Source organism: Chryseobacterium sp. CS3K3.1 (assembly GCF_059515165.1).
In genome coordinates this window covers 470,197-496,901 of record NZ_JCAKRV010000001.1, presented here as the reverse complement: position 1 = coordinate 496,901, position 26,705 = coordinate 470,197, and the positions used below count along the sequence as shown (strand labels likewise).

General features: G+C 37.0%; 29 protein-coding genes and 2 tRNA genes. 21 read left to right on the top strand and 10 right to left on the bottom strand.

All coding sequences use genetic code 11. The features are described from left to right. Nucleotides 1-19 precede the first annotated feature (19 nt). The 8 genes from AC5YGI_RS02245 to AC5YGI_RS02210 all read left to right on the top strand — a co-directional run bounded on the left by AC5YGI_RS02245 (nucleotide 20) and on the right by AC5YGI_RS02210 (nucleotide 6,871). Nucleotides 20-2,266, top strand: coding sequence for a TonB-dependent receptor (locus AC5YGI_RS02245; RefSeq protein WP_496167385.1), 2,247 nt, complete (start codon nucleotides 20-22; stop codon nucleotides 2,264-2,266). 48 nt (nucleotides 2,267-2,314) lie between these two features. Next, complete coding sequence (locus tag AC5YGI_RS02240; protein WP_496167384.1) at nucleotides 2,315-2,974, top strand: hypothetical protein; 660 nt, start codon at nucleotides 2,315-2,317, stop codon at nucleotides 2,972-2,974. 140 nt (nucleotides 2,975-3,114) lie between these two features. Continuing rightward, complete coding sequence (locus tag AC5YGI_RS02235; RefSeq protein ID WP_330744771.1) at nucleotides 3,115-4,428, top strand: 2TM domain-containing protein; 1,314 nt, start codon at nucleotides 3,115-3,117, stop codon at nucleotides 4,426-4,428. Nucleotides 4,429-4,432: 4 nt separating this feature from the next. Further along, on the top strand, nucleotides 4,433-4,738 hold the full coding sequence (locus AC5YGI_RS02230; protein WP_202842124.1) for a 2TM domain-containing protein: 306 nt from the start codon (nucleotides 4,433-4,435) through the stop codon (nucleotides 4,736-4,738). A gap of 36 nt (nucleotides 4,739-4,774) precedes the next feature. Next, on the top strand, nucleotides 4,775-5,344 hold the full coding sequence (locus tag AC5YGI_RS02225; protein ID WP_330744772.1) for a methyltransferase family protein: 570 nt from the start codon (nucleotides 4,775-4,777) through the stop codon (nucleotides 5,342-5,344). 123 nt (nucleotides 5,345-5,467) lie between these two features. Beyond that, nucleotides 5,468-5,764 carry a 2TM domain-containing protein gene (locus AC5YGI_RS02220; RefSeq protein ID WP_330744773.1) on the top strand — a complete coding sequence of 99 codons (297 nt, stop codon included), beginning with the start codon at nucleotides 5,468-5,470 and terminating at the stop codon, nucleotides 5,762-5,764. 26 nt (nucleotides 5,765-5,790) lie between these two features. After that, nucleotides 5,791-6,066 (top strand): 2TM domain-containing protein, encoded by a 276-nt coding sequence (locus AC5YGI_RS02215; protein WP_330744774.1) that lies wholly within the window; start codon nucleotides 5,791-5,793, stop codon nucleotides 6,064-6,066. A 61-nt stretch (nucleotides 6,067-6,127) separates the two neighbouring features. Continuing rightward, the gene (locus AC5YGI_RS02210; RefSeq protein WP_330744775.1) at nucleotides 6,128-6,871 is read left to right on the top strand and encodes a LytR/AlgR family response regulator transcription factor; all 744 of its coding nucleotides are present in this window, start codon (nucleotides 6,128-6,130) and stop codon (nucleotides 6,869-6,871) included. Between the two features lie 90 nt (nucleotides 6,872-6,961). On the opposite strand, the gene AC5YGI_RS02205 is transcribed toward AC5YGI_RS02210, so the two are convergent. Together AC5YGI_RS02205 and AC5YGI_RS02200 are read right to left on the bottom strand one after the other, a co-directional pair. Then, complete coding sequence (locus AC5YGI_RS02205) at nucleotides 6,962-8,188, bottom strand: DUF6051 family protein (protein ID WP_330744776.1); 1,227 nt, start codon at nucleotides 8,186-8,188, stop codon at nucleotides 6,962-6,964. Between the two features lie 209 nt (nucleotides 8,189-8,397). After that, nucleotides 8,398-9,294, bottom strand: coding sequence for a hypothetical protein (locus AC5YGI_RS02200; protein WP_330744777.1), 897 nt, complete (start codon nucleotides 9,292-9,294; stop codon nucleotides 8,398-8,400). A gap of 111 nt (nucleotides 9,295-9,405) precedes the next feature. On the opposite strand from AC5YGI_RS02200, the gene AC5YGI_RS02195 reads away from it, so the two are divergent. Next, nucleotides 9,406-10,134, top strand: a complete 729-nt coding sequence (locus AC5YGI_RS02195; RefSeq protein WP_330744778.1) for a glycine-rich domain-containing protein — start codon at nucleotides 9,406-9,408, stop codon at nucleotides 10,132-10,134. Nucleotides 10,135-10,148: 14 nt separating this feature from the next. Next, entirely contained in the window at nucleotides 10,149-10,499 is a 351-nt protein-coding gene (locus AC5YGI_RS02190; RefSeq protein WP_330744779.1) for a hypothetical protein, read from the top strand. A 63-nt stretch (nucleotides 10,500-10,562) separates the two neighbouring features. On the opposite strand, the gene AC5YGI_RS02185 is transcribed toward AC5YGI_RS02190, so the two are convergent. Beyond that, nucleotides 10,563-10,772: a hypothetical protein gene (locus tag AC5YGI_RS02185; RefSeq protein WP_330744780.1), complete on the bottom strand. Its 210-nt coding sequence runs from the start codon at nucleotides 10,770-10,772 to the stop codon at nucleotides 10,563-10,565. Between the two features lie 168 nt (nucleotides 10,773-10,940). Further along, on the bottom strand, nucleotides 10,941-12,128 hold the full coding sequence (gene mnmA, locus AC5YGI_RS02180) for a tRNA 2-thiouridine(34) synthase MnmA (RefSeq protein ID WP_120232343.1): 1,188 nt from the start codon (nucleotides 12,126-12,128) through the stop codon (nucleotides 10,941-10,943). 191 nt (nucleotides 12,129-12,319) lie between these two features. Here mnmA and AC5YGI_RS02175 point away from each other — a divergent pair, with 191 nt between their 5' ends. Then, complete coding sequence (locus AC5YGI_RS02175; RefSeq protein WP_330744781.1) at nucleotides 12,320-12,847, top strand: hypothetical protein; 528 nt, start codon at nucleotides 12,320-12,322, stop codon at nucleotides 12,845-12,847. A gap of 141 nt (nucleotides 12,848-12,988) precedes the next feature. On the opposite strand, the gene AC5YGI_RS02170 is transcribed toward AC5YGI_RS02175, so the two are convergent. Continuing rightward, nucleotides 12,989-15,523 (bottom strand): ATP-dependent Clp protease ATP-binding subunit, encoded by a 2,535-nt coding sequence (locus tag AC5YGI_RS02170; protein WP_330744782.1) that lies wholly within the window; start codon nucleotides 15,521-15,523, stop codon nucleotides 12,989-12,991. A gap of 150 nt (nucleotides 15,524-15,673) precedes the next feature. Here AC5YGI_RS02170 and AC5YGI_RS02165 point away from each other — a divergent pair, with 150 nt between their 5' ends. The 4 genes from AC5YGI_RS02165 to AC5YGI_RS02150 are packed head-to-tail and all read left to right on the top strand — an operon-like array spanning nucleotide 15,674 to nucleotide 18,433. Beyond that, complete coding sequence (locus tag AC5YGI_RS02165; protein ID WP_110008987.1) at nucleotides 15,674-15,898, top strand: uroporphyrinogen decarboxylase; 225 nt, start codon at nucleotides 15,674-15,676, stop codon at nucleotides 15,896-15,898. Further along, a complete protein-coding gene (locus tag AC5YGI_RS02160; RefSeq protein ID WP_496167381.1) occupies nucleotides 15,898-16,995 on the top strand; it encodes a glycosyltransferase in 1,098 nt (365 codons plus the stop codon). Before AC5YGI_RS02165 ends, AC5YGI_RS02160 begins: the two co-directional genes overlap by 1 nt. A gap of 44 nt (nucleotides 16,996-17,039) precedes the next feature. After that, the gene (locus AC5YGI_RS02155) at nucleotides 17,040-17,459 is read left to right on the top strand and encodes a SufE family protein (protein WP_137904536.1); all 420 of its coding nucleotides are present in this window, start codon (nucleotides 17,040-17,042) and stop codon (nucleotides 17,457-17,459) included. 2 nt (nucleotides 17,460-17,461) lie between these two features. Then, complete coding sequence (locus AC5YGI_RS02150; protein WP_330744784.1) at nucleotides 17,462-18,433, top strand: glycosyltransferase family 9 protein; 972 nt, start codon at nucleotides 17,462-17,464, stop codon at nucleotides 18,431-18,433. Here AC5YGI_RS02150 and AC5YGI_RS02145 read toward each other — a convergent pair. The 4 genes from AC5YGI_RS02145 to AC5YGI_RS02130 all read right to left on the bottom strand — a co-directional run bounded on the left by AC5YGI_RS02145 (nucleotide 18,423) and on the right by AC5YGI_RS02130 (nucleotide 21,128). Continuing rightward, nucleotides 18,423-19,544, bottom strand: coding sequence for a hypothetical protein (locus tag AC5YGI_RS02145; protein ID WP_330744785.1), 1,122 nt, complete (start codon nucleotides 19,542-19,544; stop codon nucleotides 18,423-18,425). The genes AC5YGI_RS02150 and AC5YGI_RS02145 overlap by 11 nt on opposite strands. A 114-nt stretch (nucleotides 19,545-19,658) precedes the next feature. Then, a tRNA-Val gene (locus tag AC5YGI_RS02140) sits at nucleotides 19,659-19,733 on the bottom strand. A gap of 33 nt (nucleotides 19,734-19,766) precedes the next feature. Beyond that, a tRNA-Val gene (locus AC5YGI_RS02135) sits at nucleotides 19,767-19,841 on the bottom strand. Nucleotides 19,842-19,883: 42 nt separating this feature from the next. Further along, nucleotides 19,884-21,128 (bottom strand): bifunctional folylpolyglutamate synthase/dihydrofolate synthase, encoded by a 1,245-nt coding sequence (locus tag AC5YGI_RS02130; RefSeq protein WP_496167380.1) that lies wholly within the window; start codon nucleotides 21,126-21,128, stop codon nucleotides 19,884-19,886. A gap of 182 nt (nucleotides 21,129-21,310) precedes the next feature. Here AC5YGI_RS02130 and AC5YGI_RS02125 point away from each other — a divergent pair, with 182 nt between their 5' ends. Genes AC5YGI_RS02125 through AC5YGI_RS02105 form a run of 5 tightly spaced genes read left to right on the top strand, consistent with a single transcriptional unit; the run spans nucleotide 21,311 to nucleotide 25,506 of the window. Then, nucleotides 21,311-22,633, top strand: a complete 1,323-nt coding sequence (locus AC5YGI_RS02125; protein ID WP_330744787.1) for a TolC family protein — start codon at nucleotides 21,311-21,313, stop codon at nucleotides 22,631-22,633. A 1-nt stretch (nucleotide 22,634) separates the two neighbouring features. Further along, nucleotides 22,635-23,225: a SprT-like domain-containing protein gene (locus AC5YGI_RS02120; RefSeq protein WP_330744788.1), complete on the top strand. Its 591-nt coding sequence runs from the start codon at nucleotides 22,635-22,637 to the stop codon at nucleotides 23,223-23,225. A gap of 2 nt (nucleotides 23,226-23,227) precedes the next feature. Continuing rightward, entirely contained in the window at nucleotides 23,228-24,310 is a 1,083-nt protein-coding gene (locus AC5YGI_RS02115) for a mannose-1-phosphate guanylyltransferase (RefSeq protein WP_330744789.1), read from the top strand. A gap of 31 nt (nucleotides 24,311-24,341) precedes the next feature. Next, nucleotides 24,342-25,004, top strand: coding sequence for a hypothetical protein (locus AC5YGI_RS02110; RefSeq protein ID WP_446107136.1), 663 nt, complete (start codon nucleotides 24,342-24,344; stop codon nucleotides 25,002-25,004). After that, a complete protein-coding gene (locus tag AC5YGI_RS02105) occupies nucleotides 24,973-25,506 on the top strand; it encodes a GNAT family N-acetyltransferase (RefSeq protein WP_330744791.1) in 534 nt (177 codons plus the stop codon). Before AC5YGI_RS02110 ends, AC5YGI_RS02105 begins: the two co-directional genes overlap by 32 nt. A 91-nt stretch (nucleotides 25,507-25,597) precedes the next feature. Here the strand turns inward: AC5YGI_RS02105 and bcp are convergent, their stop codons facing one another. Continuing rightward, the gene (bcp, locus tag AC5YGI_RS02100; RefSeq protein WP_496167378.1) at nucleotides 25,598-26,047 is read right to left on the bottom strand and encodes a thioredoxin-dependent thiol peroxidase; all 450 of its coding nucleotides are present in this window, start codon (nucleotides 26,045-26,047) and stop codon (nucleotides 25,598-25,600) included. Nucleotides 26,048-26,080: 33 nt separating this feature from the next. Here bcp and AC5YGI_RS02095 point away from each other — a divergent pair, with 33 nt between their 5' ends. Next, nucleotides 26,081-26,701, top strand: coding sequence for an endonuclease III domain-containing protein (locus AC5YGI_RS02095; protein WP_330744792.1), 621 nt, complete (start codon nucleotides 26,081-26,083; stop codon nucleotides 26,699-26,701). Nucleotides 26,702-26,705 lie beyond the last annotated feature (4 nt).

The window sequence follows — 26,705 nt, the reverse complement described above, 5'->3', positions numbered from 1 at the left end:
ATTTCAGAAAACAATAAAAATGAAAACACAAGGACAAAACATACTGTTTCTGATTCTTCTTCTCACTTCCATTATGGGATATTCCCAGGTGAAAATATCGGGGAAAGTATCCTTCAAAAACAAAGGAGTCGCTGAAGTAAATGTAACACTGAAAGATACCTATGATGGGGCTACAACAGATGCCCAGGGTAATTTTACCTTTGAAACTTCAGAAAAAGGAGCTCATACAATTACTTTTACCCACCCGAAATATGAAAATGTGGAAAGATCAGTTTCTATTGAAAGTCAGGATATTACCTTGAATATTGATCTTAAAGAACAGATCAGTGAGATTGATGCAGTGGTGGTTTCTGCAGGATCTATTGAAGCCAGCGATAAGAAAAGAGCAACAGCATTACTCACTCCCATTGATATTTATACCACAGCAGGAGCAGACGGACAGATTTCTTCAGCATTGACTTATCTCCCGGGAGTACAGAAAGTAGGTGGAACAGAAGGGCTATTTATCCGTGGAGGTACCGGAACGGAATCTAAAATCTTTATGGACGGAAGTCTTATCAATAATTATTTTTCCAATTCAGTTCCGGGAATTGCGGGAAGAGATCAGTTCAATACTTCGCTTTTTAAAGGAAATATCTTCTCAAGTGGTGGCTATTCTGCATTGTACGGCCAGGCCCTTTCGGGAGCTTTAATGCTGGAAAGTGTGGATCTTCCGGATGAAACATCTTATAATGTTGGGATTTCACCTATTTTCCTGAATGCCGGCTTTCAGAAGTTATCAGATAATAAAAACTATTCTTACGGAGCTACAGCAGGATATTCTCTGCTAAGCCTGATGCAGAAAGTCTTTAATTTTAATACAGATTTTGTTGAAGCTCCGCAAGGTCTAAACGGAGATCTGAATTTCAGATTTAAAACAAAATCAGGAGGCTTTTTCAAATATTACGGAATGTTCAATTCCAATAAAATGGGCGTGAGATCAGAAAGTCTTGAATCCGGATCCGATTTCAGCCTGGTAAAGCTTAACGGTAAAAATACATTTCACAACCTTTCTTTTAAACAAAAATTCGGAAAATATCTTTTGAATATTGGAGGTTCTTATTCCTACAACAGATCGGATCTTCATTTTTCAAAGGAAACCAATGATATTGAATCCAACAGAAGCCAGCTTCTCACTGACGGAAACTATGTGAACTTCAAAGCAGTTCTTGAAAGAAAGATAAACAGAATCAGTGCCGTAAGAGGAGGAATTGAACTGAATAATACCGATGAAAATCTGAATTTTGAAGCGGTACAGAAACATTATAAAGACCTGATCTCCTCTGCTTTTGTGGAAACAGACCTTGGCTTCAGCAATGCATTGTCAGCAAAAATAGGGGTGAGAGCAGAACATTCTTCATTTTTAGGAAAGGATAATATTGCGCCCCGTTTTGCGATTGCCTACCGCCTTGCAAAAGACTGGACCACTTCGTTAGCTTACGGGATTTTTTTTCAGAATCCTGAAAGTAAATACATCAATGGACCTGCTAATCTTGGTTTTCAGAAATCACAACATTATATTTTCCAGGTTCAGAGAGCTTCAGAAGGCAGAACTTTACGTTTTGAGGCATTTTACAAGAAATATGACCAGTTGATTAAGACGTTCAATATTACCCAGAACAAAGAGCAAAATCAGCAGATTCAGAACGCATTAAATAATGATGGTTACGGATATGCAAAAGGACTGGAGTTTTTCTGGAGAGATAATAAAAAGACATTTGAAAATATCGATTACTGGATCAGCTACTCTTATCTGGATTCCAAAAGAGATTTCCTGAATTATCCGGTAAGCCTGCAGCCGAGTTTTGCAGCAGAACATACCCTTGCAGCAGTAGCAAAAAGATTTATTCCGGAATGGAAACTTGGGGTCAATCTATCATATACTTACGCCAAAGGACGGCCTTATTATGACATTGCCTCTACATTTAAAGATGGAAAAGCTGTAAATTTTATCCGGAATGAAGGAAGACTTAAGGATTACAACGCATTGAATTTCAGTGTCAATTATCTTCCGAATATCGGTAAAAAAGATGCGAAAGCATTTCCTGTATTTGTATTGAGCATCAGCAATATTTTAGGATCAAAGAATGTATATGGCTATAATTTTTCAGCCAATGGTTCCAGAAGCTCTGCTATTGTTCCGCCAGTCAATACTTTTGTTTTCATAGGAGCATTTATAAGCTTTGGAGTAGATAAAACAGATGATGCCATCAATAATAATTTATAAAAAACATATCTTAGAACACACAATAACTAACTTTTAAAATTTAATATCATGAAAAAATACCTTTTAAGTTTTGCTTTAGCTTTGGTGAGCTTAACGGCTTTTGCACAGGCAGATTACGATAAAATAATGTCTGAAAAAATTGCGAAAATTGAAACCTGCAAAACCCCGGAAGATTTCCAGGCTCTGTCTAACGACTTCCAGAGAATTGGAAGCAAAGAAAGCACAAAATGGCTTCCGGCATACTACGCAGCTTTTTCTTTAATTCAGAAAGGAAGAGTCCTGATGAGAGAGGGAAAAATGCAGGAGCTTGATGTTATCGCTGATCAGGCTGAGAAGCATCTTTCAATGGCTCAGAATCTTGCCGGAGCAGATAATGCGGAAATTCATCTGTTGAGAAAAATGTCTTATTCCCTGAGAATGATGGTAAATCCTGCCCAGCGTTACATGACAGATGGGGCAAGAGCTGCTGATGAACTTAATATTGCAGAAAAATTAGATCCTTCAAATCCAAGAATTGCATTGATCAAAGCAGAAGATGTCTATTTTACTCCCGAACAGTACGGAGGAAGTAAAACCAAAGGATTGGAACTATTTAAAGATGCTCAGGCAAAATTTACAACATATAAGCCCAAAACCGCTTTAGATCCTAACTGGGGAAGAGGAGAAGCCGATTATTTCCTAAGCTTACCGGCAGAAAAAGTAAAGTAGTTTTCTCTGTATTTCAAATCAATCAACCTTCATTCGTGAAGGTTTTTTTGGTACCGTTCAGAACGAAAAATCAGCCCTTCGGTAACAATTAATTTTTGATACCTTTAATAAAAACTAATTTTGAGTCAAGAAAACAGATCATGAAGCGTAAATATTTGAAAACCTTACTTTGGACATCATTGGGAACTACATTGTTTTTCTTTTTGTTTTTTAATGATGAAAAAACTTTGCAGACTTTTTTGATTACGCTGCTCCTTTCCACCATGTACTCGTTTGTTCTGGGATTTGGAAACGGATTTATCAATGAATTTCTCAACAGAAAATTCCCATGGTCCGAAGCTACCCGAACGAGAGCTATTTTAAGTATTATTTCCATTATCATCGGGAACTTTATTCTGGTGTATTTCTGTAATTATATGAACTATGTAGTGATTCAGAAAACAGCAACCACAGAAGTATTCTTTTCCTCTAAATATGGGGTAACCAATTGGTTTATGATCAATATTGCCCTTCTGATTTCTGCTTTCCTGCACGCGAAAGGTTTTATGGAAGAACTGAAGAAAACTTCCAAAAAAGAAGTGGTGGAGCAGAAGCTGATCGCCAAATCCGCCAATGCCCAGTTTGAAAGTTTAAAAAACCAGCTGGATCCGCATTTCCTTTTCAATTCCCTGAACGTTTTAAGCTCTCTGATTGATGAAAATCCAAGACAGGCGCAAAAGTTTACCGCTTCAATGTCAAAGATTTACCGGTATGTACTTGAACAAAAAGATAAAGAGCTGGTAACGGTGGAAGATGAAATAGAATTTGCCAGAACCTATTGCGAACTTTTAAAAACAAGGTTTGAAGACAGTGTAGATTTTACTTTTGATGTTGCTCAAGAGGATTATCAAAAATATGTAGTTCCACTGGCTTTGCAGCTCTTGTTGGAGAACTGTATCAAGCATAATTTTGCAACGTCATCAAAACCTTTGGTCATCAGAATTTTTTCAGACGGAAATACCCTTTGTATTGAAAATAATCTTCAGGTAAGGGAGCAGATCAAAGAAAGCTCAGGAATTGGTCTAGCTAATATTGTACAGCGCTATTCCCTTATTACAGAGCGAAATGTCTTCATTGAAAAATCCGAAGATCATTTTAAAGTAAAACTTCCGATGCTGATGGCTAAACCGCATATTTCTACATCAAAACCTGAAGATGATTCTGCCGCTTACCAAAGGGCACAAAAGAGAGTAAAAGAGATTAAGAGTTTTTATATGAACCTTATTTCTTACTGTACCGTAAGCGCCTTTTTAATCTTTATCAATCTTTTTACAAGCAGCAGAAATCACTGGTTCTGGTTTCCCGTACTTGGATGGGGAATAGGCGTTGCTTCCCATGCATTTCAGGTGTTTGGAGTAGGAGAATCATGGCAGGAAAAGAAGATTCGTGAAATTATGAACAAACAAAAAAAATAGAACCATGGGAAGATTTGACGAAAACAATATTGAATATCAACGGGCAAGAAGACAGGTAGAAAGACTGCGCGGGTTTTACGGACATGTATTCGCTTATATCGCAGTGAATGCTCTGATTGTTGTCTATAATTGTATGCACCTGAAGCCTGGTGAAAGCTATTTTCAGTTTAAAAATTTTTTTACGGCAACTTTCTGGGGAATAGGGCTTGCAGCTCACGCGGTGACCGTTTTTCTGCCGCAGGTTAATTTTATCAGGAAATGGGAAGATAAGAAGATCAAAGAACTAATGGATAAACAGAAAGATCACTAAAAGAAATAGCGCTTAATCTTAAAAACCTTCTGAAAAATGAATACTTTATCAATTCTATTCTACATTTCAATGGCCGCCTGGTTTCTCACGGAATTCCTTTACAAGAACATGTTGAAATCCGGCAAAGAAGATCAAAAGAACAAGGATAAATCAACTCTGAATATCCTATGGCTCGCCATTCCATTTTCTATTGCAAGTTCAGTATTTATTTTTTACAACACTCATTTTCCTATAGTTAATGGAATTTGGATTGCATATCTGGGTGAACTTTTTATCCTTATCGGGATTATTGTCAGATACATCATCATCAGATCATTAGGGAAATATTTTACAGTAGATGTAACCATCAGACAGGATCATAAAATCAAAAAAGAAGGATTTTATAAATATCTGAGACATCCTTCCTATGCTTTTTCGCTGCTGACTTCTCTGGGCCTAGGTTTGTATTTAAATAACTGGCTTTCATTGATTTTTGCTTTTGTTCCTCCGTTTTTAGCCTTTGCCTACAGGATTAAGATTGAAGAACAGACGCTGATAGAACAGTTTGGGGATGAATATATTGAATACAGAAAAAGCACCAAAAAATTGATCCCTTTTATCTATTAATGGCAGGTTTTTACAGTTCAGACAGTATAATCTACCATTCGGTCACATAAAATTGATTCGTGGCACTTTCCTGAGCTACCTTTGATTCAAGAAAAAACAAATCAACCTTTAAAACAAATCATTATGGAAATTTTACCTGACAAAGAAACAATTGCTTACAGAAAAGCTTCAAGACGAGTGAAAGACCTGAAAGAATTTTATGGAAACCTTACCTCGTACTGTATCATTATTCCTTTTTTAGCAATACTGAACATTGTAACTGCTCCCGGATATTTATGGTTTCTATGGCCTGCACTGGGATGGGGAGTAGGAATTGCATTTCATGCCATAAGCGTATTCGGGATTGGTAAAAGCTGGGAAGAAAGAAAAATAAAAGAACTGATGGAGAAGGATGAAAAACAGAAAATAAAAACACTATAAACAATAACTTAAAAACTTATAAGATCATGGATTACGAAACTGCCCACACAAGAACCAACAGCATCAGAAAATTCTATAAAAGCCTTTTTATATTTGCCTTATTTGCCGTTCTGATCATTCCTGATGATATTTTTGGCGAAAAGATGATTAATTTTCATTGGTTTGACCGATATACCATCCTTGGAATCTGGGGATTTATTATCCTCGTAAAAGCTGCAAAACTGTTTCTTTTTGATTCCGAATGGGAAAAGAATATGATTGAAAAAGAACTTAAAAAAGAGAAAAAGCGAATAGATTATTAAAATTTGTCTGCTTTTATCTACCTTTATTTCCCAATAATCTGAAAACTAAAATTAAAGATCAATGATCAAAACTGTCATCATAGAAGACGAAAAACCTGCTTCAAGGAAATTAGAGAGAATGTTGAATAATTTTCCTGAAATAGAGATAGTTGCCAAAATAGAATCGGTGGAAGAAGGAGTTGCCTGGTTTTCTGAAAACGAGCATCCGCAGCTGATCTTTTCCGATATTGTTTTGGGTGACGGACTGTCTTTTGATATTTTTGAAAAAGCACCTACCAAAGGTTTCATTATTTATACGACAGCATTTGATCAGTACACCCTGAAAGCCTTTAAGCTGAACAGCATTGATTATCTTTTAAAACCCATTCTTGATGAAGACCTGGAAGGAGCCGTGGAGAAATTTAAATCCTTCATTCCTGCCAGCGATACCAACGGTTCTCTAGATATCAAACAGCTGATCAGAAAAGAAAAATCTACCCTTTCCAGAGTGCTGGTGAAAATAGGATACAACCTTAAGATTATTCAGACTCACGAAATAAGCTGCTTTTTCAGTGAGAATAAAATCGTTTATCTTCAGACGGAAGACCGTACCTATCCGTCAGATTTTACACTTGATGAGCTGGAAGATGTATTGGATACGAAAAAGTTTTTCCGGGTGAACAGGCAGTTTATTATCAGTTCGGATTATATCAAAAATATCCATACTTCGCCTTACTATAAAGTGGACCTTGAGTTTCAGCCTGAAGAGGAAATAACGGTCAGCAGAGACCGCGTGAAAGACTTCAAAGACTGGCTGGTCAGTTGACAAAAATTAAACAAAAACAAACACCATGGATCTTATACTATTTATTTTTAAACTATTTCTTTCTCTATTTTATCCCTGAAAAATTGATCATCAGGTATTGTAGAAATCACTGGCAGATTGTACAAACTGGTGAAATGCTTCGGTAACTTGTTTTGAATGCTTGTGGGTAAGCGGAAATGGAACCATATGAGAATATTCAAACGGGAAATCTTTGATTTCAATATCGACTTTAATATTCCTGTAGCCGCCCTGCAGTGTGTTTAAAGCTTCTATCGGAGGTGCTACACTGTCTTTTTCCAAGACATAGGCTTTGATCTGAGATTGGATTTCCTGAATTCTTTCCTCTCTTTCCTTCTGGAAATAATTGTAGCGTAGCATTTTTTTGAACCAGCTTTCCTGTGGATGTAAATCTTCATTCTGATAATGTTTCAGACGTGGATCCGATTTAAAATCCGAGCTCAGCAATTCCGTAAAAACAGACTGCATTTTCACAGTGGCCTGAGTATCCATGATGTATTTGGAAATTGGAAACATTCTGTCGATCGTCATTCCACCACAAAAGCAAAACACTTTTGATCGGGTAAAATAATAATGAGGATCAGCCATTTTGATAATTAACGCAAGAAATGATCCTATAGAATAGCCAAATAAATCCAGATTTGCTTTTGGAGAAATACCCTTGATTTTACCCTTTTTAATGTCCTTTACCACTTCTGTGATATCAGAATAGGTTTGGAGGCCGGACCAGAAAATTCTTTGCGGATGCGCTTCGAGTCTGGAACTTATGGCAGCATTCACATAAGAGTAATTCATGTTTTCCGGATACTTTCTCTTCCTGAAACTAACCACTTCCATCATATGATGGCGGTCACTCCAGATAGGTTCTGCACGATCCATATGAAATGCAATAGGAAATAAAATGATGGCCTTTTGTGTTCTTTGAGCCAGTTCATACGCCCATGGCAGGTATTTATCCCATTTCTTTTCGTTCAGTCCATGGAAAAAAAACAAAGCTCCTTCGGTTGTTTCTATATCTGCCCGCTTCAGGATATGATATTCAAATCTTTTATTGCATTCAATTTCAAAATCTTTGATATCTACAGCGGGTTGGTCGTACAAGAGATAAGCATTTTTGTTGATTTCGAGCGTTTGCTGATGTTTGTTGCAATGCTGATTTTCTGAGCCATAAAGCAGGTCACAAACCTTGGATTCAAAAGGAATTGATTCAATGGTTACATTCAATTCTTTAATTTCAACCCTGCCTTTTCCGGAATCAAAATGATTTTTCAAAACTTCATACAATTCATAATATTCCATAGCAAGACGATTGAGGGGTTCATATTTAAAACCATCAAGTTAGAGAATTATTGCGGTAATGAATTGATTTTTAAGGTTTAAATATATTCCTGGCATAAGAGAAATACAATAGACCCGAAACAGTCTTATTCCCTGACCATGATATAAAGATTGATGATGATGTTTATTATTGAGTTTTTTGTATCCGATAATTTTTTTATCTCTTTTAACTATCTGTAATCTATTCTATTAGATTCGGTGTCTTCAAGCTGTTTAACAATTGATTCAGGTATTTCATCACTGTCAATGGGAAAGCTGATAGAATCAGAAATAAAGGTTTTTCTGTCCGCTTTTCTGAAGATTTCAAACAAAGCAATCGGCTCCTGATTGAAGCTAATGCAGGTGCTTATGAAATGGATTTCGTGGAGTTTATAGTCCGGGTTCTTAAGTTTTTCTTTAATATCCTTTATCCTTGAAATGAAATGCCTCTGACGGATAAACGTATTGCTGTTCATGATGATGAAAACATAATCAGAATAGGCTGTCACCTTTCCGAAATATTTGTGATGATCACCACCGCTCCTTTCAATAAAATATTCTCCGGTGGTTTCAGACTTGTAAATTTCCATCGCAGAGCGCCATATACGGTCTTCTTTTGCCATTAAAGGATTATCGGGTAGATTTCTGTTATAAGAATACCAGCATCCTACTAAACGGTCTAAAAGTGCGGTATTCATATTGGCATTATTCATATCAATCCTCAGATCATTAAAATTGAATGCCTCCGTATTTGAATTGATGAAATCTATATAATTGGAATACCCTAAAACTTTGACGATTAGACTCAGTTTAGCAAGGTTGGGTCTGCTTAAAACAGCATTTTCATTCTGTTTAAATTTTTTCAGTTTATTGATGATCAGATGCTCATACAGATAATTCGTTCCCAGAAGATCTGGCTCTTTTTTGATCTGTTTTTCTGAATGATCATTGATAATCAGCTCATTCAGTTCTGCGCTTATATAAGACCATTCGGTTTTGGTAACATCTTCCCAATGGTTTTTCTTTAAAAATTGCCGGCTTAAGAAATTCATGAGTTTCTCAAGATGCAGGATATCTTCCTTTTTCATGGTGTGTATTTGTAAGACTAATTTAAGACTTTTATCAAACCAAAAAAGATTTTTGAAAGACTTTTATATTATATAATCCATTGATATTTGAATAGAAAAAAAATCAAAACAATGGAAACAAAAATGCTATTACAAGATGAGTCCCTTTGGAACAGGATACAGGAATTTTCTCTGGATGCTACCGGTGTCGAGTTCCCTTTCTCAAAAAAACTTGCCAAAGAAGAACGCTGGAGTCTTGATTTCGCCAGAAAAGCAATTGAAGAATACAAAAGGTTCGTGTATCTCTGCTGTGTTCTTCCTCATGGAGCTTCTCCCAGTAACATCGTTGACAAAGTTTGGCATATGCACCTGATCTACACCCAAAATTATTGGGAAGAATTCTGTCCTCACATCTTAAAAAGGCCACTTCATCATCATCCATCCAAAGGTGGTTATGCGGAAAAAGAAAGACATCAGAACTGGTTTGAAGATACTTTAACAGGTTATCGGCAGATTTTCCGGCAAGAAGCACCCGAAGAAATCTGGAGAGAGCGTAAGAAAAAGTCAACATTGCAATCATGGCTTAGAAAAATGGCCTTCTTTGCTCCCATATTGGTGTTATTGCTTTTATTTTCGTGTACAGAAGGAGATAACTTTTCAGGGTTAATAGTTACTGCAGTTGTATTTGGGATTATTTTTATTCTGGGAACGATCGTTTCAATCATAGGAGATCAGGAGGTTTCTGACCCTAACAGAAAAGATAAACAAAATAATGACGGAGGAAGTTGTGGCGGATCAAGCTGCAGCGGCGGAGGTGGTTGTGGAGGAGGCTGCGGTGGATGTGGGGGATGCGGAGGATAATAAAACTCATCATTATGAAAAAACTCATCATTTATTCAGTTCCGGTTGTGACAGGCTTTATGTGGCTTATGGCAGTCCATCAGACATTTAATCCGATTATTCTTAAAGGACCTGACTTTCTGAGGTTCTATCTCATCCTGATCCTCGGATTTTATGCTTCGCTTTTTATTCTAAAGTATTTGAAAATAGCTATTTCGAGTAAAACGCTTTATTTTGCGGGATTTATTTTATTATTGGGAATTATCAAACTTATCAGAGGGTTCTTGTTGGGAAAACCTGTTGGGTTTCTTGTTATGATCTTAATCTCAGAATGTATTGTTACATTGATTTTTATCTCAGGTTATATCAATGAAAAGATAAAGTAAAACTTATTATTAAAAACAAACCCGAAACAAAAATGTTCCGGGCTTTATCATGTACTGTTGATATTAAATATTTTTCTTTTCTTCTTTTACGGGCTGATAGCCATATTTCCGAACCATAACGGAAGTCAGGACTACCAAAATAAGACTGATCGCAATATTGGAGTTTTCCGGATGTACAATGGCCTGATAAAGATTATAACCGAAAATAGAGGATACAACCGCAATCAGAATATTGTTTACATAAGCGTACTGGTTTTTTGAAGATGTTTTCATAGTAATATTTTTTTATTGTTATTTACTGAGTAAGTATGACAACTTAAAAAACGTTACAGAAAAATTTCAAAAAAATATTTTCTTTAAAAAAACAATCCCAATATACTTAAAACCTCTTTTATTCAGGAGCTTATATCCCGAAATCCCGTACCCCGAATCCCGAAACTCTTACGAAATCACACCGCTGCCGATCAATTCCTCATCGATATACCATGATGCAAATTGTCCCTCAGCAATAGCAGACTGAAGTTCGTCAAATTCAATATAAAAAGCATTCTCAAACTGATACAGGGTTGCTTTCTGCAAAGGCTGTCTGTATCTGAATCTGGCCATTACTTCCATAGATCCTCCGTTCTGAAGTCTCAAATCCTCTCGCACCCAGTGCAGTTCAGAATTGTCTATTTTCAAAGCTTTTTTGTGAAGACCCGGGAAATGGCTTCCTTCTCCTACGAAAAGGATGTTGTTTTCCATATCTCTGGAGATGATAAAACAGCTTTCTTTATGGCCGCCTATACCAAGTCCTTTACTTTGTCCGATTGTGAAAAACTGGGCTCCCTGATGTTTCCCGATTACTTTTCCGTCAGATTTTTTATAATTGATTTTTCTTGATAAAAATTCAAGTTCTTCTTCTTTGGATGAGAATTCAGGTTTTTCTTCCGAAAATAGAGGAGAATCTTTGAAAATTTCTACGATTTCCCCTTCATTAGGTTTCAATTGCTGTTGTAAAAACTGGGGAAGACTTACTTTTCCGATAAAACATAATCCCTGAGAATCTTTTTTATCTGCCGTTACCAGTCCGATTTCTTTTGCAATTTCTCTTACCTGAGGCTTTGTAAGTTCTCCAATTGGGAATAACGCTTTTGAAAGCTGATCCTGACTTAGCTGGCAAAGGAAGTAAGACTGATCCTTATTATTGTCTTTTCCGGCCAGAAGATGAAAGATTTCTTTACCGTTTTCATCAAAAGTAGAATTTACCCTTGCATAATGTCCTGTAGCAACTTTATCGGCACCCAAAGACATGGCAGTCTTCATAAACACATCGAATTTTACTTCTCTGTTACATAATACATCAGGGTTGGGAGTTCTGCCTTTTTCGTATTCGGCAAACATATAGTCAACGATACGCTCTTTGTAAAGTTCACTCATGTCTATCACCTGGAAAGGAATTCCAAGCTTTTGTGCTACCATAAGGGCATCGTTACTGTCCTCAATCCAGGGACATTCATCTTCAAGTGTTACGGAAGCATCGTTCCAGTTTCTCATAAATAAAGCCACTACCTCATGGCCTTGCTGCTGCAGCAAATACGCTGTAACACTAGAATCTACACCTCCGGAGAGGCCTACTACTACTTTCATTGTATTCAATTTTACGAAACTCTTAACGGGAGTTCTTAGTTTGATGCGGCAAAAATACAATTAAAAAATTCGTAAAAAAACCATAATTTTAAACATTGATAAAAACGATAGAGCTTTATGCTGCCATTTTATCAACCCATCTGCAGACGGAAACAGATGTGAATATAATTGTAAGATCAAAAATATAACATATGAAAAAGTTTATTATCTCTATGATGCTGATAGCTTCAGGATCAGTTTTTTCCCAAATTTCAGTAGGAGCACCTGTACAGGAAAACAGCAAGTGGACTTTTGGAGGAGGCATTGGATTAGGATTTGGAAGCAACAGTGCCTTTAATCTGTCGGCTTCACCAAGAGTAGGATACAGGTTTACAGATGATTTTGAAGGAGGTGTGGTAGGAAGTGTTTCGTGGCAGACTTCTGATTACTATAAATCTACTATGTTTGGAGTAGGTCCTTTTGTCAATTATTATTTTGCCAGATCATTTTATGTGGGAGCCAACTATCAGCATTATTTTGTTGATTACAAAGATAAATATTACGACTATAAATACAATACGGAAGAGAATGCATTATACCTTGGAGGAGGATATATGCAGCGGATCGGAAACAATTCCTTCATGCAGCTGGGTTTAATGTACAATGTGCTTTGGAAACAGAACTCCAGTGTATTTTCCAGCGGTCTGATTCCGACTATTGGTTTTGTGGTGGGACTTTAAGGGTTCATTCATCAATAGGAAAGGGCTTTAGCCCGTTTAGTCAGAAAATAAAATTCATCCGGCTTCAGCCAAGCCTATAAAACAAAAATCCCCGGGAAACTTCCCGGAGATTTTTTATTTGAAATTAAATTATTTATTTAATTAAGATTGAGAAGACTTTTCAGCCGATTTTTTCGCTTTCTGTGTTTTCCCGATCAATCCGTCTTTTGCTTCATTAAGATCAAGAACTACGGTTTCTCCTTCGCTCAATTGCTTGTTTACCAGCATTTCTGCCAATAAGTCTTCAATATACTTCTGGATCGCACGTTTCAATGGTCTTGCTCCGAAATCTTTATCCCATCCTTTTTCAGAAATAAAGTCTTTCGCTTCTTCAGTAAGATCAACTTTATATCCTAATTTTTCAAGTCTGCCATAAAGTTTGTTCAGTTCAATATCAATGATTTTCTTGATATCATCCTGTACAAGAGAGTTGAAGATCACAATATCATCAATTCTGTTTAAGAATTCCGGTGCAAATGCTTTCTTAAGGGCATTTTCAATGGTACTTCTCGCTCTAGAGTCTGAAGTGGTTTTCTTCGCAGAAGTTCCGAATCCTACACCGTCTCCAAAGTCTTTAAGATCTCTTGTTCCGATATTTGAAGTCAGAATAATGATGGTATTTCTAAAATCAATTTTTCTTCCTAAGCTGTCTGTAACGTGTCCTTCATCCAAAATCTGCAACAGAATATTGAATACATCCGGGTGAGCTTTTTCAATCTCATCCAAAAGAACTACTGCGTAAGGCTTTCTTCTTACCGCTTCTGTCAGCTGACCACCTTCTTCGTATCCAACGTATCCCGGAGGCGCACCAACCAATCTCGAAACCGCGAATTTCTCCATGTATTCACTCATGTCAATTCTGATCAGAGATTCATCGGATTCGAATAGTTCTCTTGCCATTACCTTCGCCAATTCGGTTTTACCAACCCCGGTTGTTCCAAGGAAAATAAAGGTACCGATAGGGCGGTTAGGATCTTTAAGACCTGCTCTGTTTCTCTGAATAGCTTTCACTACTTTCTTCACAGCATCTTCCTGGCCGATTACTTTTCCATTAAGCTTCTCATCCATTTGGGCCAATTTATCAAGCTCGTTCTTACCAACTTTCGTTACAGGAACTCCGCTCATCATAGAAACCACTTCCGCTACATTTTCTTCTGTTACGGTTTCTTTTTTCTCTTTTACATCTTTATCCCATTTTTCCTGAGCCGAGTTAAGTTCCATCTGAAGACGTTCTTCTTCATCTTTCAGTTTTCTTGCTTCAAGGTAGTCCTGCGCTTTTACAGCCTTCTGTTTCAGTTCCTTGATATCTTCGATTTTCTTTTCAAAATCAATGATTTCAGTAGGAACTTTCATGTTTTTGATATAAACACGGGATCCGGCTTCGTCCATTGCATCAATTGCTTTGTCCGGCAAGAAACGGTCTGTTATATATCTTGATGTCAAATTGACACACGCCGCAATCGCTTCAGGTGTATAAATGACATTGTGATGCTCTTCATACTTATCTTTGATCTGGTTCAGAATCTGAATGGTTTCATCAATAGAAGTCGGTTCCACCATTACTTTCTGGAATCTTCTTTCTAAAGCTCCGTCTTTTTCAATGTACTGACGGTACTCATCCAGAGTAGTTGCCCCGATGCATTGAATCTCACCTCTTGCCAAAGCCGGTTTGAACATATTGGAAGCATCTAAACTTCCGGTAGAACTTCCAGCTCCTACAATGGTATGAAGCTCATCGATAAATAAGATGACATCCCTGTTTTTCTCCAGTTCGGTCATGATGGCCTTCATTCTTTCCTCAAACTGACCACGGTACTTAGTTCCGGCAACTAAACTTGCCAGGTCTAAAGTGATCACACGTTTTCCGTAAAGAACTCTCGACACTTTTTTCTGTTGAATTCTTAATGCTAAACCTTCAGCGATGGCAGATTTACCAACTCCAGGCTCCCCGATAAGGAGTGGGTTGTTTTTCTTTCTACGCGATAAGATCTGAGAAACTCTCTCAATTTCTTTTTCACGCCCGATCACAGGGTCCAGTTTTCCGTCTCTGGCCAAAGAAGTAAGGTCTCTACCAAAGTTGTCCAATGTAGGGGTTTTACTTTTTGCAGAACCTAGATTTCCTGTAGGTTTTCTCATTTGCTCAAATTCCTCTCTCTCATCATCATCATCGTAAGCACTCATCTGTGGAGACTGGCCCGAATTTTTAAGCATAGTCTGGTACTCTCTTGAAACTCCTTCGTAGTCGATGTCATAAGCTCCCAGAATATTTGAAGTAGGGTCCTCATATTTATAAAGAATACCTAAAAGCAGGTGAACGGTATTAATTTCATTGCTTTTATACTGTCGGCATTCTAACTCTGCACGTTTGATCGCATGATCTGCCATCTTAGTGAAAGAAATATTGGTAACCTCCTCAGAAATAGGATTAAGACTTGCTGTATTTAGAGTTTCAATTTTTCTTCTGATTTGTGTTAAATCCGCATTAAGGTTTTGAAGGATTTCTTTTGCAGAGTTTTCCGTTTTTATAATACCTAAAAGTAGATGTTCTGTATTAAGAAATTCACTTTTCAGCCTTTTAGCTTCGCTTTTGCTTTGTTTGAACACCTGGCTCAAACCTTGTGAAAACTTATAATCCATAATATATCTCATTAGAACAAAGGCAACATTACCTTTTATTCATTATCTAAATTACAAATATTTTACCAAAAATCAATTAATGACTTTATGGCAGAAAAAAATTTATTATCTTATTGAAAATGATTAAGTTTGTAACCTTAAATTTTCCCCATGAATCCTGAACTTACCACTTACATTGGCTATTCTGCTTCTCTTTTTATCGTATTGAGTTTCATACTGAAAGATGTAAAAAAAATCAGAGTGGTTAACATGATTGGCTGTATTTGTTTTGTCATTTATGGTATCTTTAATGGAATGCTTTGGCCGGTTATCATACCAAACGGGCTTATTTGTTTCATTCAAATCTATTATTTAATCCTAGACAAGAAAGATTGATGAGGAAAAAAATTATTACTTCTGCTTTTAGTAATCTGTATACTGACCAACGGATAGAGAAGGTGTGCAAAACCCTTTTTGATAACGGATATTCCATAGACCTGATTGGTAACGACTGGGAAGGAAATGAAAAAATGGAACGTCCTTATCCCTTTTCCAGAATAGGATTGAAGTCTAAAAGCTTAAAGACCGCTTATTTTGAATTCAACTGGAAATTATACAAAGAACTGAAGAAAAAAGCGGACAAAGATACGATTCTCCATGCCAATGATATTGATGCACTTCTGCCAAATTATCTCATTGCCAGAAAACTGAACATTCCTTTGGTGTTTGACAGCCATGAAATTTTCACGGAAATGCCATCCGTTCAGAACAGATTTTCTCAGAAATTCTGGAGAGTACTGGAAAGAAAGCTGGTTCCCCATATGGAACTGATGATGACAGAAAGTGAAAGCTATGCTGAATGGTTCCATGAACAATATAATGTCAATCCGGTTGTGGTCAGAAATATTCCCAGAAAAATTCTTTCTGTACCGGAAATTCCTGAAAATCATCCTAAAATTATTTTGTATCAGGGAGCGATTAATCAGTCCAGGGGAATTGAAAAAATGATTGTGGCCATGCATCATATTAAAGATGCTGTTCTGAAAATTGCAGGGGATGGTCCCAAGAAAAAAGATTACGAGGAACTTGTTATTCAGGAAAAGCTTCAGGATAAAGTATTTTTCCTGGGTAAACTGAAACCTGAAAATCTCAGGGAAATCACCAAAACGGCTGATGCAGGATTCAGTCTTGAAGAAAATAACGGAGTAAGCTACTATTATTCACTTCCTAATAAAGTTTGCGATTATATCCAGTCGAGAGTGCCACTGGTCATGATTAATTTCCCGGAAATGCAAAGGATAAAAAATCAGTTTGATGTAGGAGAAATTATTCCGGATCACCAGCCTGAAACCATTGAAAAAGCAATTAATCTTGTTCTTCAGAATGGAAGACAGTATTATCAGAGCGAATTAAATAAGGCAGCAGACGTATTTTGCTGGGAGAATGAAGAGACGAAAATTCTTCAGCTTTTTGAAAAAGCGTCACGTAAATAAATTTTACAAAATTGGTTATCTTTGCAAAAGAAATTTGATTTAAAATGACCATTAAAGAAAAACAGCAGGAAATAATAGACGAATTCGCTTTTCTTGACGATTGGGAGCAAAAGTATGAGTACATCATTGATCTTGGAAAAGAACTGAAAGGCTTACCGGAAGATAAGAAAACAGAAGAAAATCTGATTAAAGGCTGTCAGAGCAAAGTTTGGATTGATGCTGAATTCAAAGATGGGAAACTTTTCTTTAATGCTGATTCTGATGGTATTTTACCCAAAGGGATCGTTTCTCTTTTAGTAAGTATTTACAGTGGGCATTCCACTCAGGAAATTCTGGATTCTGATTTTGATTTTATTGCAGAAATAGGATTACAGGAATTTCTTTCACCTTCCAGAGCCAACGGATTGATGGCGATGACCAAGCAGATCAAGTTTTATGCAGTTGCTTATCAACTGAAATCATAATCGTGAGCAGAATTTTAGCATATCGTTTTTCCGCATTCGGAGATGTTGCGATGACCGTACCTGTTTTCAGAGAATTTCTGGAACAGAATCCCGGCGTGGAAATTATTATGGTTTCCAGGAAAAATTTTGCGGCGCTGTTTGCAGGAATTCCTAATGTAACTTTTAAAGGGATCGATCTGGATGATTACAAAGGTCTTTTTGGATTGAGAAAACTGAGTAACGAACTGATCCGTGAATTTAATCCTGATTGTATTGCCAACCTCCATGATGTAATCCGAACCAAGGTTTTAGACAGAATATACAGAAGGAAAGGCCTCAAGGTCTTTAAAATTAATAAAGGCAAAGAAGAAAAAGAGCATCTTACGGATATCTGGAATCTGGAAAAGGTACAGCTGAAAAAAACAGTGGAACGTTATGCAGATGTTTTCCGTGAAATGGGCTTCAACGTTGAACTCTCTCATCAATTAAGACCGGTTTCTGCGCAAAAATCAGGGATTGGTTTTGCCCCTTTTGCCCAGCATAAAGGGAAAATGCTTCCTTTGGCAAAATCGTATGAGCTGGTAAGAATTCTTGCTCAGAAACATACGGTGTATTTCTTTGGAGGAGGTAAAAAAGAAACGGAAACTCTTGAAAAGTGGGAAGCAGAGATTCCTAATACAAAAAACCTTGCCGGAAAGTTAAATCTTACGGAAGAGCTCAATTATATTGCCGGACTGGAACTGATGATATCTATGGATTCGGCCAATATGCACCTTGCAAGTCTTGTGGGAACCCGATGTATTTCTATCTGGGGAGCTACCCATCCTTACGCCGGATTTCTGGGATTTGGACAAAGTGAGGAAGATGTTGTTCAGGTAAAAGACCTGAGCTGCAGACCATGTTCTGTCTTTGGAGATAAGGAATGTTACAGAGGTGACTGGGCCTGTCTTGAAGAATTTAATATCCAGAAAGTGGTGGAAAGGGTTAATTTTTAAAAATTAGCATTACTATTTCGTCTGCTTTAGCTTTATCGGAGTGACTTGCTTCTAAAATATTCTTTCTTTTTTCAGTGTCATGATAGTCCTTTCCAGCTGAGGTGATAATCTGCTGACGGATTTGGCTTATATCATCGCCATACAGGCATAAATTTGTTAAAACCGGATCATCTGTAATATTCCCGTTAATAATCACGAAACGGCTGTTGTAAAGCGTATTGAAAAGCTTCACTTTTGTTCCTGAATTCTGGTAAGAAATTAAAATATTGGCATGAGCACCTTCCAGAAGACGATAAAGGTTCTCCGTGGTTTGAATAGGAGTGAGGCTGATATTTTCCACTGCTGAGATTTTGTTTTTAATATCTTCACTGGCACGATCGGAGGCAACAACCAGTTGATATTGCGGTAGCGTTTTAAATAAACCGATAGTCTCATTTAATGCTCTTTTATTGTCAGCAGTGGTGAGATCTCCATGAAATAGAAAATACTTTCCTTTTTGATCCAGTTCCTTTACCGATTCATTACCGTGAAAGATATGAATCAGGTGTGCATTCTTTGAATAGGATTCGACTTCATGATATTCTTTTTCAGACAGACAGAATACAGCTTCAAATTTCTTTAAAAGTTTTTTCTGGTATCCTGTATATTTTAAAGATTCAATGGAGTAGATGATCTTTTTGAATAGGTTGTTCTCCGATCCGGAAAGACCTTTATAGTACTCCTTTTCGTTATTATGGTAGCGGAGATAGAGCTTATGGTCATTCTCTCTCAAAAACCGTATAATTTGGGTGGTTTGTAAACCCTCAAACAAGATGGGAGCTTTATTCCTTTCCAGATTTTTAATAAGTTCATCAGATTTTCTAATCGCAGCAGCGAAAGGCGTTGATGAAAAATAAAGCAGAGGATTCTTCTTCTTTTTGTAAAAAAATACATTTTCCGTAATCTCTTTAATTTCTCTGTCAATAGTTGAAGGGATCTGGTCTATGAAACAGTGAAGATGAATTTTTATTCCCAGATCAGATAAGGCCTTGATTTTATAATAAACATCAATGATTCCGCCATAAGAAGGAGGGTAGGGATAATTGAATGATATGATGTGAAGCTGCTTCAAGTTCGGCTATTCGATGTAGGCAAAGGTAGATAAATATCAGGAAAACTGCAGGACACATTTAAATGCTTAGGGATAAAAATAAAAAAATCTCCCAGAAATCTGAGAGATTTTTTGTGGGTCCTGAGGGATTCGAACCCCCGACCCTCTGGGTGTAAACCAGATGCTCTGAACCAACTGAGCTAAGAACCCGAATTTTTTTGAAAGGTTTCGTTTCCTTTTCTGTGGGTCCTGAGGGATTCGAACCCCCGACCCTCTGGGTGTAAACCAGATGCTCTGAACCAACTGAGCTAAGAACCCTCTAGACTTGTTCTCTTGTTTAGAGTGGTGCAAATATACGACTTATTCTTTAATCTCCAAATTTTTTTCCAAAAAATCTCCCACTACAAAGTTGCTTCCGCCGATAAAAATCATTTCTTCATTTGTACATCGTTCTTTTGCAGAGAGATACGCTTCCTGCACGGAATCAAAAATTTTATAAAAAATTTTCGCCTCCTGAAGCAGATTTTCATAATCTTCGGGGTGTCTTCCCCTGTTGATGGATGGTTTTGCAAAATAGAACTCAGAATTTTCGGGAAGTAATTTCATCACATCATCTATTTTTTTGTCGTTCACAAACCCCAAAATAATATGCTTGTGCCTGTCAATTGAATTTAATTGTGAAAAAACATACTCCATACCTGCCTGATTGTGTCCCGTATCACAAATGGTAAGCGGATGTTGTGAAAATTCAAACCAACGGCCAATAAATCCTGTATTCCGATGAACATGGAGCAGCCCGTTTTCAATATCTTCATTAGAAATAGGTACTCCAAGTTTTTTTAATTCTTCTACCGCAGCTAAGACAACTCTGATATTCTTTTTCTGGTAATTTCCTTTCAGATCAGATTCAAGGTGGGTATTTATAAGAGTTGCATCTATAAACGGAGCATTTTCTTTCGTTGCTTTCTCCTTTATGATATTTTTTACAACTTCATTTTCATCACCGGAAATAATAGGCGTATTGTGTTTAATAATTCCGGCCTTCTCTGATGCAATTTCTTCGATGGTATCTCCAAGAATATTCTGATGATCCAGCTGTACATTGGTAATAGCCGAAATCAAAGGATTAATAATATTGGTAGAATCAAGTCTTCCTCCCAATCCAACTTCAATAATGGCAAAATCTACCTGCTGCTGATAAAAATATTCAAAAGCCATAATGGTGGTAAACTCAAAAAATGAAGGACGGATATCTTCGGGAAGTTTCTTTAATTTTTGAATAAAATCAAAGACAAATTCTTTATTACAGTTTTTCCCATTCATCTTTATTCGCTCTGTGAAGTCGATAAGGTGTGGAGAATTATATAATCCGGTCTTATAGCCAGCCTCCTGAAGAACCGATGCCAGCATATTGCTTGAAGAACCTTTTCCATTCGTGCCGCCAATATGAATGCATTTTATTTTATCCTGAGGATTTCCAAAGAAAGCACAAAGTTTTGTTATATTATCAAGTCCAGGTTTATAAGCCTTCTGTCCATCTATCTGATAGTTGGGCATCTGTACGAAAAGCCAGTCGATAGCTTCCTGATATTGTTCATTTGTCATGGTGCAAAATTCCCAAAAGTTTTTTTAAAATAAAATATAATTTTTCAATCTGTAACTTTTTTATATTTAATTCGTCTAATATTGAAAAATCTTAATATGAAATCGCTGTGATTCACAGGTAACAGTACTGATGAAGATGACACGGTTCCATATGACCATTAAAAACAAATAAACATATACATATGAAAAAAGTTTGGATCATCGTTTTTGGATTAGGTTATCTGGGTTTAAGTGCTCAGAAGAAATGGTCCTTAAAAGAATGTGTAAGCTATGCAGTGGAGCATAATCTTCAGGTTATCCAAAATCAGTATAACAAACAAAACCAGGAATATAATCTTAAAGCAGCCCAAAAAGAATATTTACCATCTGTATCGGGGAGTATGACGAATGGGGTGAGTTTCGGGCAAGGGTCATTAGGAGCGGGAAGTTTTAGAAACGACAGATTCAATAACAGTGTTGGCCTGGGTGCCGATATTTTGCTCTATAATAATGGAAGATTAGAGAAAAATGTACGAAAAGCCCAGTTTGATGTAGAAGCAAGCCAATATGACATTGAAACCATTAAAAATGATATCTCTCTTCAGATTGCTCAACAATATCTGACAGCCTTGTTGAATAAGGAGATTGTTAAAATCTCTCAGAGTGCTGTGGATAATGCCCAGAAACAGTTTGACAGAGCTAAGATCACAACCCAGGTTGGAACAACTGCCCAGACGGTTTTAGCTGAGGCTGAAGCTGCGCTGGCAAGAGAGAAACAAAACCTTAAAACGGCAGAAGTAAATGTTGGACGTGCCTTGTTTGCCATCGCCCAGCTATTACAGCTTTCCGATTATAAGGGTTTCGACGTGGAAGATGTAAATGTTCCGGAAAAGCTTGATTTACAACTTAATACTGTAGATGAGGTGCTTACAACGGCCTATGAGATACAACCGCAGATCAAAGCAGCCGAAAGCAGGATAAGATCTGCCGAAGCACAAACTGAAGTAACCAAAACAGCATTCTGGCCAACGTTAACAGCAAGTGCGGGTCTTAACACTTTCTATAACAGACAGTTTGATCCTATGCCAGGTACTGTGCAGGGAACTTTTTTTGAACAATATAAAGATCAGTTCGGGCAAAATGTTGGGTTATCATTGAATATTCCTATCTTCAATAAAGGAAAAACAAAACTTCAGGTAGAACAGTCTAAGGTCAATGAGAGTATAGCCAGAAATACATTAGAACAACAGAAACAGACGGTAAGACAAAATGTTCAGAAAGCTCAGTTTGATGCTGATGCCAATTATGAAACCTATCTGGCTGCAGTGGAAGCTGAAAAAAGCTCAAAACTGGCTCTTGATTTTGCCGATAAAAGTTATGCTGCCGGAAGAACCACCATCTACGACGTCAATGTGGCGAGAAATAATTATGCAAATGCACAGGGATCAGTAGCGCAGGCAAAATATAATTATCTTTTTAGTCTTAAACTATTGAATTTCTATGCAGGAATTCCATTAAGTTTGTAAAATGCCAATTCAATCATTAGAAAAATACTTACCTCAAAATACACTTAAATATTTAAGAATCTGGTTTGCAGATTACTATATACATATAAAAGTTACAAGAAACAGAAATTCAAAACTGGGAGATTACAGAAAACTTCCGGACAATTCGCATGAAATTACGGTAAATTCAACCCTTACCCCACAACTTTTTTTCTTTGTGCTCACTCACGAGCTCGCACATCTGATTGCTTTCGAAAAATATGGACGGAGAATTTCGCCTCATGGCAACGAATGGAAACAAACTTTTAGAAATATGCTTCTGGAAAGCCTTGAGGTTTATGATGAAGAACTCAAACCTATCATTGTAAAATTTTCAAAATCGCCTAAAGCCAATTTCATGGCAAGCCCTGATCTGGTAAGATATTTTCATACTGAGAAACAGGATGATAGTCTTCATTTTATTGAGGAGCTTAAAAAGGGAGAATTTTTTATGTACCGCAACGAAAAGTATTTATTAGAAGGTCTGGTTAAAAAAAACTATCTTTGTAAGAACCTGGCTACTGGAAGGAAGTATTCTTTCAAGCCTTTAGCGAGGGTAGAAAAATGTAGCTAATAATGTTAAAATCAGATAGATATTGCGTTATAATGGCGGGAGGAATCGGGAGCCGGTTCTGGCCGATGAGTACGCAAAAATTTCCAAAACAGTTTCAGGATATTTTAGGAACCGGGCGCACTATGATTCAGCAAACCTATGACAGAATCAGCAAGGTAATTCCTAAAGAGCAGATATTCGTAATTACGAATAAAGAGTATGTTCCTGTTTCCCATCAGCAGCTTCCGGAAATTCCTGAAGAGAATATTGTGGGCGAGCCGTTGATGAAGAATACAGCCGCTTGCAATCTGTATATGGCCAATAAAATTGCTGAGATTAATCCGGATGCAACGATGATTGTATTGCCGGCAGATCATCTGATCCTTAAAGAAGATGTGTTTTTGGAGAAAGTGGAGCTGGCATTTGACCTGGCTTCAAAAAATGATTATCTGGTAACATTAGGGATTACCCCGACAAGGCCTGATACCGGATACGGATATATTCAGTTTGTAGAAAAAAAGGGATCGGAATATTTTAAAGTGAAAACATTCACAGAAAAGCCTATCCTTGAAATTGCCCAAAGCTTTTTGGAAAGTGGTGATTTCCTTTGGAATGCAGGAATTTTTGTATGGAATGTGAAAAGTATTCATCATGCCTTTGATCTTTATCTTCCAGAAATGATGCAGCATTTTATGGCTTGTGAGTACAACTCAGAAAAAGAAAACAGCTGTATTGAAACCATTTATCCGAAGGTTCAGAAGATTTCCATTGATAACGGAATTTTAGAAAAAGCAAAGAATGTTTATGTGATTCCATCAGATTTGGGATGGAGCGATCTTGGAACATGGACTTCCGTATATGAAAATACGGAAAAAGATAAAGACGGAAACGCGGTAAAACTGAAACATTTACTTTCTTATAATTCAAAAGGAAATATCATCCGTTTAAAGAATAATAACAAGGCCGTAATCATTGATGGTCTTGAAAACTATATTGTTGTAGATACAGATAAGGCACTTCTGATCTGTCCGCGTGATAATGACCAGCTCATCAAAGATTATGTTCTTGATTTGAAAAACTTTAAGAAAGGCGAGAAGTTCATGTAATATTTGGTATATTTCTGCTGATTTTTAAATTATGAGTAACACTGCAACCCGATTTACAATTCTTACATTTTTACTTTTGGGAATCTTAGGATATTCTCAGGAGAAGAAAAAGTTTTCAAGTATACCTTCTGTTTTGCAGCAGATCAACCCAGGAAGCAGGGTAGACTCGTGGGTGCTGATATACAACAGCTACGGGAAAGGTGAGGAAATAAAGACTTCGGGTAAGGTAAATTATACTCCTCAGTTCTCAGGATTCAATCTTTTCCCTAGTGAAGACAGCTTTTATTATATTGCTTACTCAGAAGGAGGTAAAGTAAATTATGTAACAGATGTAGAAGGATTAAAGAAGTTTGTTGACAGAATTGATAATGCTCAGGAGGCTGCGGTTGTATTAGCTGCTGAGGGATATATGGTGGATGAGGAATTCAAGGATCTTGCCGGCAATTACCATGAAGATCAATCGAATTACTATCTGGATCTTGGAAAACTGACCTCAAAGGAATGTCCATACCAGAAAACACATTATACAGTCACGGTAAATAAATCTACAGGTGCTGTAAGCAATGTAAAAGACAATGGAACGTATATTGAGCTTTACAATAAGAAATGTGCTAATAACCCGAGATTGTTGAAAATCGAAAAAAAAGAAGAACCAAAGAAAGATGAGTCTAAAAAAACACCCAAACGCAGATAATATCTATGAGACAGAGCGATTAATCCTTCGTCCCATGTCCCGTGAAGACAAAGATTTCGTTTTTGACCTTTATAACAGACCCAAATTCATTCAACATATCGGCAACCGCAATGTTAATTCTGTTGAAGATGCCGAAAATTATATTCTCAACAGATTTGCTCCCCAGATTGAAAGACTTGGATTTGGAAACTATCTTTTAATAACCAAAGATGGGAATGAAAAAGTAGGGGCAGTAGGAATCTTCGAAAGAGAAGGGCTTGATATCGTGGATATAGGATATTCTTTACTGGAAGAGTTCGAAGGTAAGGGATATGCTTTTGAAGCAGCCCAGAAAGTTAAATCGATCGGAATGGATGATTTCGGATTAACAAAAATATCAGCCATTATTTCAAAGGATAATATTTCTTCCCAAAAACTGATCGAAAAATTAGGGTTGAGGTTTAAAAAACACGTCATACTTCCAGGCGAAACAGAGGAATTAAATTACTACGAAACCGAATAATAAATCCCCAAAAAACATTTTCACAAATAACACAGTGATATAAATCGTGTTATTTGTGAAAGCATTTGTGATATTTGTGTTGCAAAAAGAATTAACCTTCCAGAATCTGCTCAGCAGCAGTCTTTGAAGTCACTTTCTCGATAACTCTTGTACAGACACCATTTTCATCGAAAATAAAAGTCGTTCTTACAATTCCCATATACGTTTTTCCAAACGTTTTTTTCTCCTGCCATACCCCGAACTTTTCAATGATATCACGGTTTTCATCCGCGATAAGATCATAAGGAAATGCAAATTTACTGTGGAAGTTCTTCTGTTTCTTTACACTGTCACCACTTACTCCCAGTAACTGATACCCTGCTTTTTCAAGCTTGGAATAATTATCACTCAGATTGCATGCTTCCACGGTACACGTTGGGGTATTCGCTTGCGGGTAGAAGAAAACCACCAGTTTTTTTCCTAGTAACTTTGATGAGGTTACCGTTTCTTTGTCTTGATTGAATCCTTCAAATTCAGGTAATTTATCTCCAACTTTCAGCATAATGATTTAATTTTGTTCAAATTTAAGGGTTACATGACAAAAAAACAAAGAGCTGAGCTCGTTCAGATAGAACTGGATAAATTATATCCGACTACACCTATTCCTTTAGATCACACCGATCCGTATACATTAATGGTGGCCGTAGCACTTTCCGCGCAGACCACAGATAAAAAAGTTAACCAGGTAACACCTGATCTTTTTGCCGTGGCAGGAACTCCACAAAGAATGGCCAAGCTGGAAGAATTTGAAATCAAAGAACTCATCAAAGAAATCGGACTTTCCAATACCAAAGCCAAAAACCTTAAAAGAATGGCAGAACTTCTGCTGGAACGTCATAACGGTATCGTTCCGCAAACTTATGAAGAATTGGAGGCCCTTCCGGGCGTAGGGCATAAAACTGCATCAGTGGTGATGAGCCAGGGTTTCGGATTTCCTGCTTTTCCGGTAGATACCCACATTCATCGTCTGATGACACAATGGAAACTTACCTCAGGAAAAAATGTAGTAGAAACAGAGCGTGACGCCAAAAAATTATTCCCTGAAGAAGTATGGAATAAACTTCACCTTCAGATTATTTTCTACGGAAGAGAATATTCTCCGGCAAGAGGAAAAGGAGAGAAAGATTTTATTACGAAAATGTTATTTGAGAAATAATATT

Excerpts from the sequence above, each read along its gene's own strand:
- AC5YGI_RS02245 (WP_496167385.1), top strand. The coding sequence starts at position 20 with ATGAAAACACAAGGACAAAACATACTGTTTCTGATTCTTCTTCTCACT.
- AC5YGI_RS02240 (WP_496167384.1), top strand. The coding sequence starts at position 2,315 with ATGAAAAAATACCTTTTAAGTTTTGCTTTAGCTTTGGTGAGCTTAACG.
- AC5YGI_RS02235 (WP_330744771.1), top strand. The coding sequence starts at position 3,115 with ATGAAGCGTAAATATTTGAAAACCTTACTTTGGACATCATTGGGAACT.
- AC5YGI_RS02230 (WP_202842124.1), top strand. The coding sequence starts at position 4,433 with ATGGGAAGATTTGACGAAAACAATATTGAATATCAACGGGCAAGAAGA.
- AC5YGI_RS02225 (WP_330744772.1), top strand. The coding sequence starts at position 4,775 with ATGAATACTTTATCAATTCTATTCTACATTTCAATGGCCGCCTGGTTT.
- AC5YGI_RS02220 (WP_330744773.1), top strand. The coding sequence starts at position 5,468 with ATGGAAATTTTACCTGACAAAGAAACAATTGCTTACAGAAAAGCTTCA.
- AC5YGI_RS02215 (WP_330744774.1), top strand. The coding sequence starts at position 5,791 with ATGGATTACGAAACTGCCCACACAAGAACCAACAGCATCAGAAAATTC.
- AC5YGI_RS02210 (WP_330744775.1), top strand. The coding sequence starts at position 6,128 with ATGATCAAAACTGTCATCATAGAAGACGAAAAACCTGCTTCAAGGAAA.
- AC5YGI_RS02205 (WP_330744776.1), bottom strand. The coding sequence starts at position 8,188 with ATGGAATATTATGAATTGTATGAAGTTTTGAAAAATCATTTTGATTCC.
- AC5YGI_RS02200 (WP_330744777.1), bottom strand. The coding sequence starts at position 9,294 with ATGAAAAAGGAAGATATCCTGCATCTTGAGAAACTCATGAATTTCTTA.
- AC5YGI_RS02195 (WP_330744778.1), top strand. The coding sequence starts at position 9,406 with ATGGAAACAAAAATGCTATTACAAGATGAGTCCCTTTGGAACAGGATA.
- AC5YGI_RS02190 (WP_330744779.1), top strand. The coding sequence starts at position 10,149 with ATGAAAAAACTCATCATTTATTCAGTTCCGGTTGTGACAGGCTTTATG.
- AC5YGI_RS02185 (WP_330744780.1), bottom strand. The coding sequence starts at position 10,772 with ATGAAAACATCTTCAAAAAACCAGTACGCTTATGTAAACAATATTCTG.
- mnmA (WP_120232343.1), bottom strand. The coding sequence starts at position 12,128 with ATGAAAGTAGTAGTAGGCCTCTCCGGAGGTGTAGATTCTAGTGTTACA.
- AC5YGI_RS02175 (WP_330744781.1), top strand. The coding sequence starts at position 12,320 with ATGAAAAAGTTTATTATCTCTATGATGCTGATAGCTTCAGGATCAGTT.
- AC5YGI_RS02170 (WP_330744782.1), bottom strand. The coding sequence starts at position 15,523 with ATGGATTATAAGTTTTCACAAGGTTTGAGCCAGGTGTTCAAACAAAGC.
- AC5YGI_RS02165 (WP_110008987.1), top strand. The coding sequence starts at position 15,674 with ATGAATCCTGAACTTACCACTTACATTGGCTATTCTGCTTCTCTTTTT.
- AC5YGI_RS02160 (WP_496167381.1), top strand. The coding sequence starts at position 15,898 with ATGAGGAAAAAAATTATTACTTCTGCTTTTAGTAATCTGTATACTGAC.
- AC5YGI_RS02155 (WP_137904536.1), top strand. The coding sequence starts at position 17,040 with ATGACCATTAAAGAAAAACAGCAGGAAATAATAGACGAATTCGCTTTT.
- AC5YGI_RS02130 (WP_496167380.1), bottom strand. The coding sequence starts at position 21,128 with ATGACAAATGAACAATATCAGGAAGCTATCGACTGGCTTTTCGTACAG.
- AC5YGI_RS02125 (WP_330744787.1), top strand. The coding sequence starts at position 21,311 with ATGAAAAAAGTTTGGATCATCGTTTTTGGATTAGGTTATCTGGGTTTA.
- AC5YGI_RS02120 (WP_330744788.1), top strand. The coding sequence starts at position 22,635 with ATGCCAATTCAATCATTAGAAAAATACTTACCTCAAAATACACTTAAA.
- AC5YGI_RS02115 (WP_330744789.1), top strand. The coding sequence starts at position 23,228 with ATGTTAAAATCAGATAGATATTGCGTTATAATGGCGGGAGGAATCGGG.
- AC5YGI_RS02110 (WP_446107136.1), top strand. The coding sequence starts at position 24,342 with ATGAGTAACACTGCAACCCGATTTACAATTCTTACATTTTTACTTTTG.
- AC5YGI_RS02105 (WP_330744791.1), top strand. The coding sequence starts at position 24,973 with ATGAGTCTAAAAAAACACCCAAACGCAGATAATATCTATGAGACAGAG.
- bcp (WP_496167378.1), bottom strand. The coding sequence starts at position 26,047 with ATGCTGAAAGTTGGAGATAAATTACCTGAATTTGAAGGATTCAATCAA.
- AC5YGI_RS02095 (WP_330744792.1), top strand. The coding sequence starts at position 26,081 with ATGACAAAAAAACAAAGAGCTGAGCTCGTTCAGATAGAACTGGATAAA.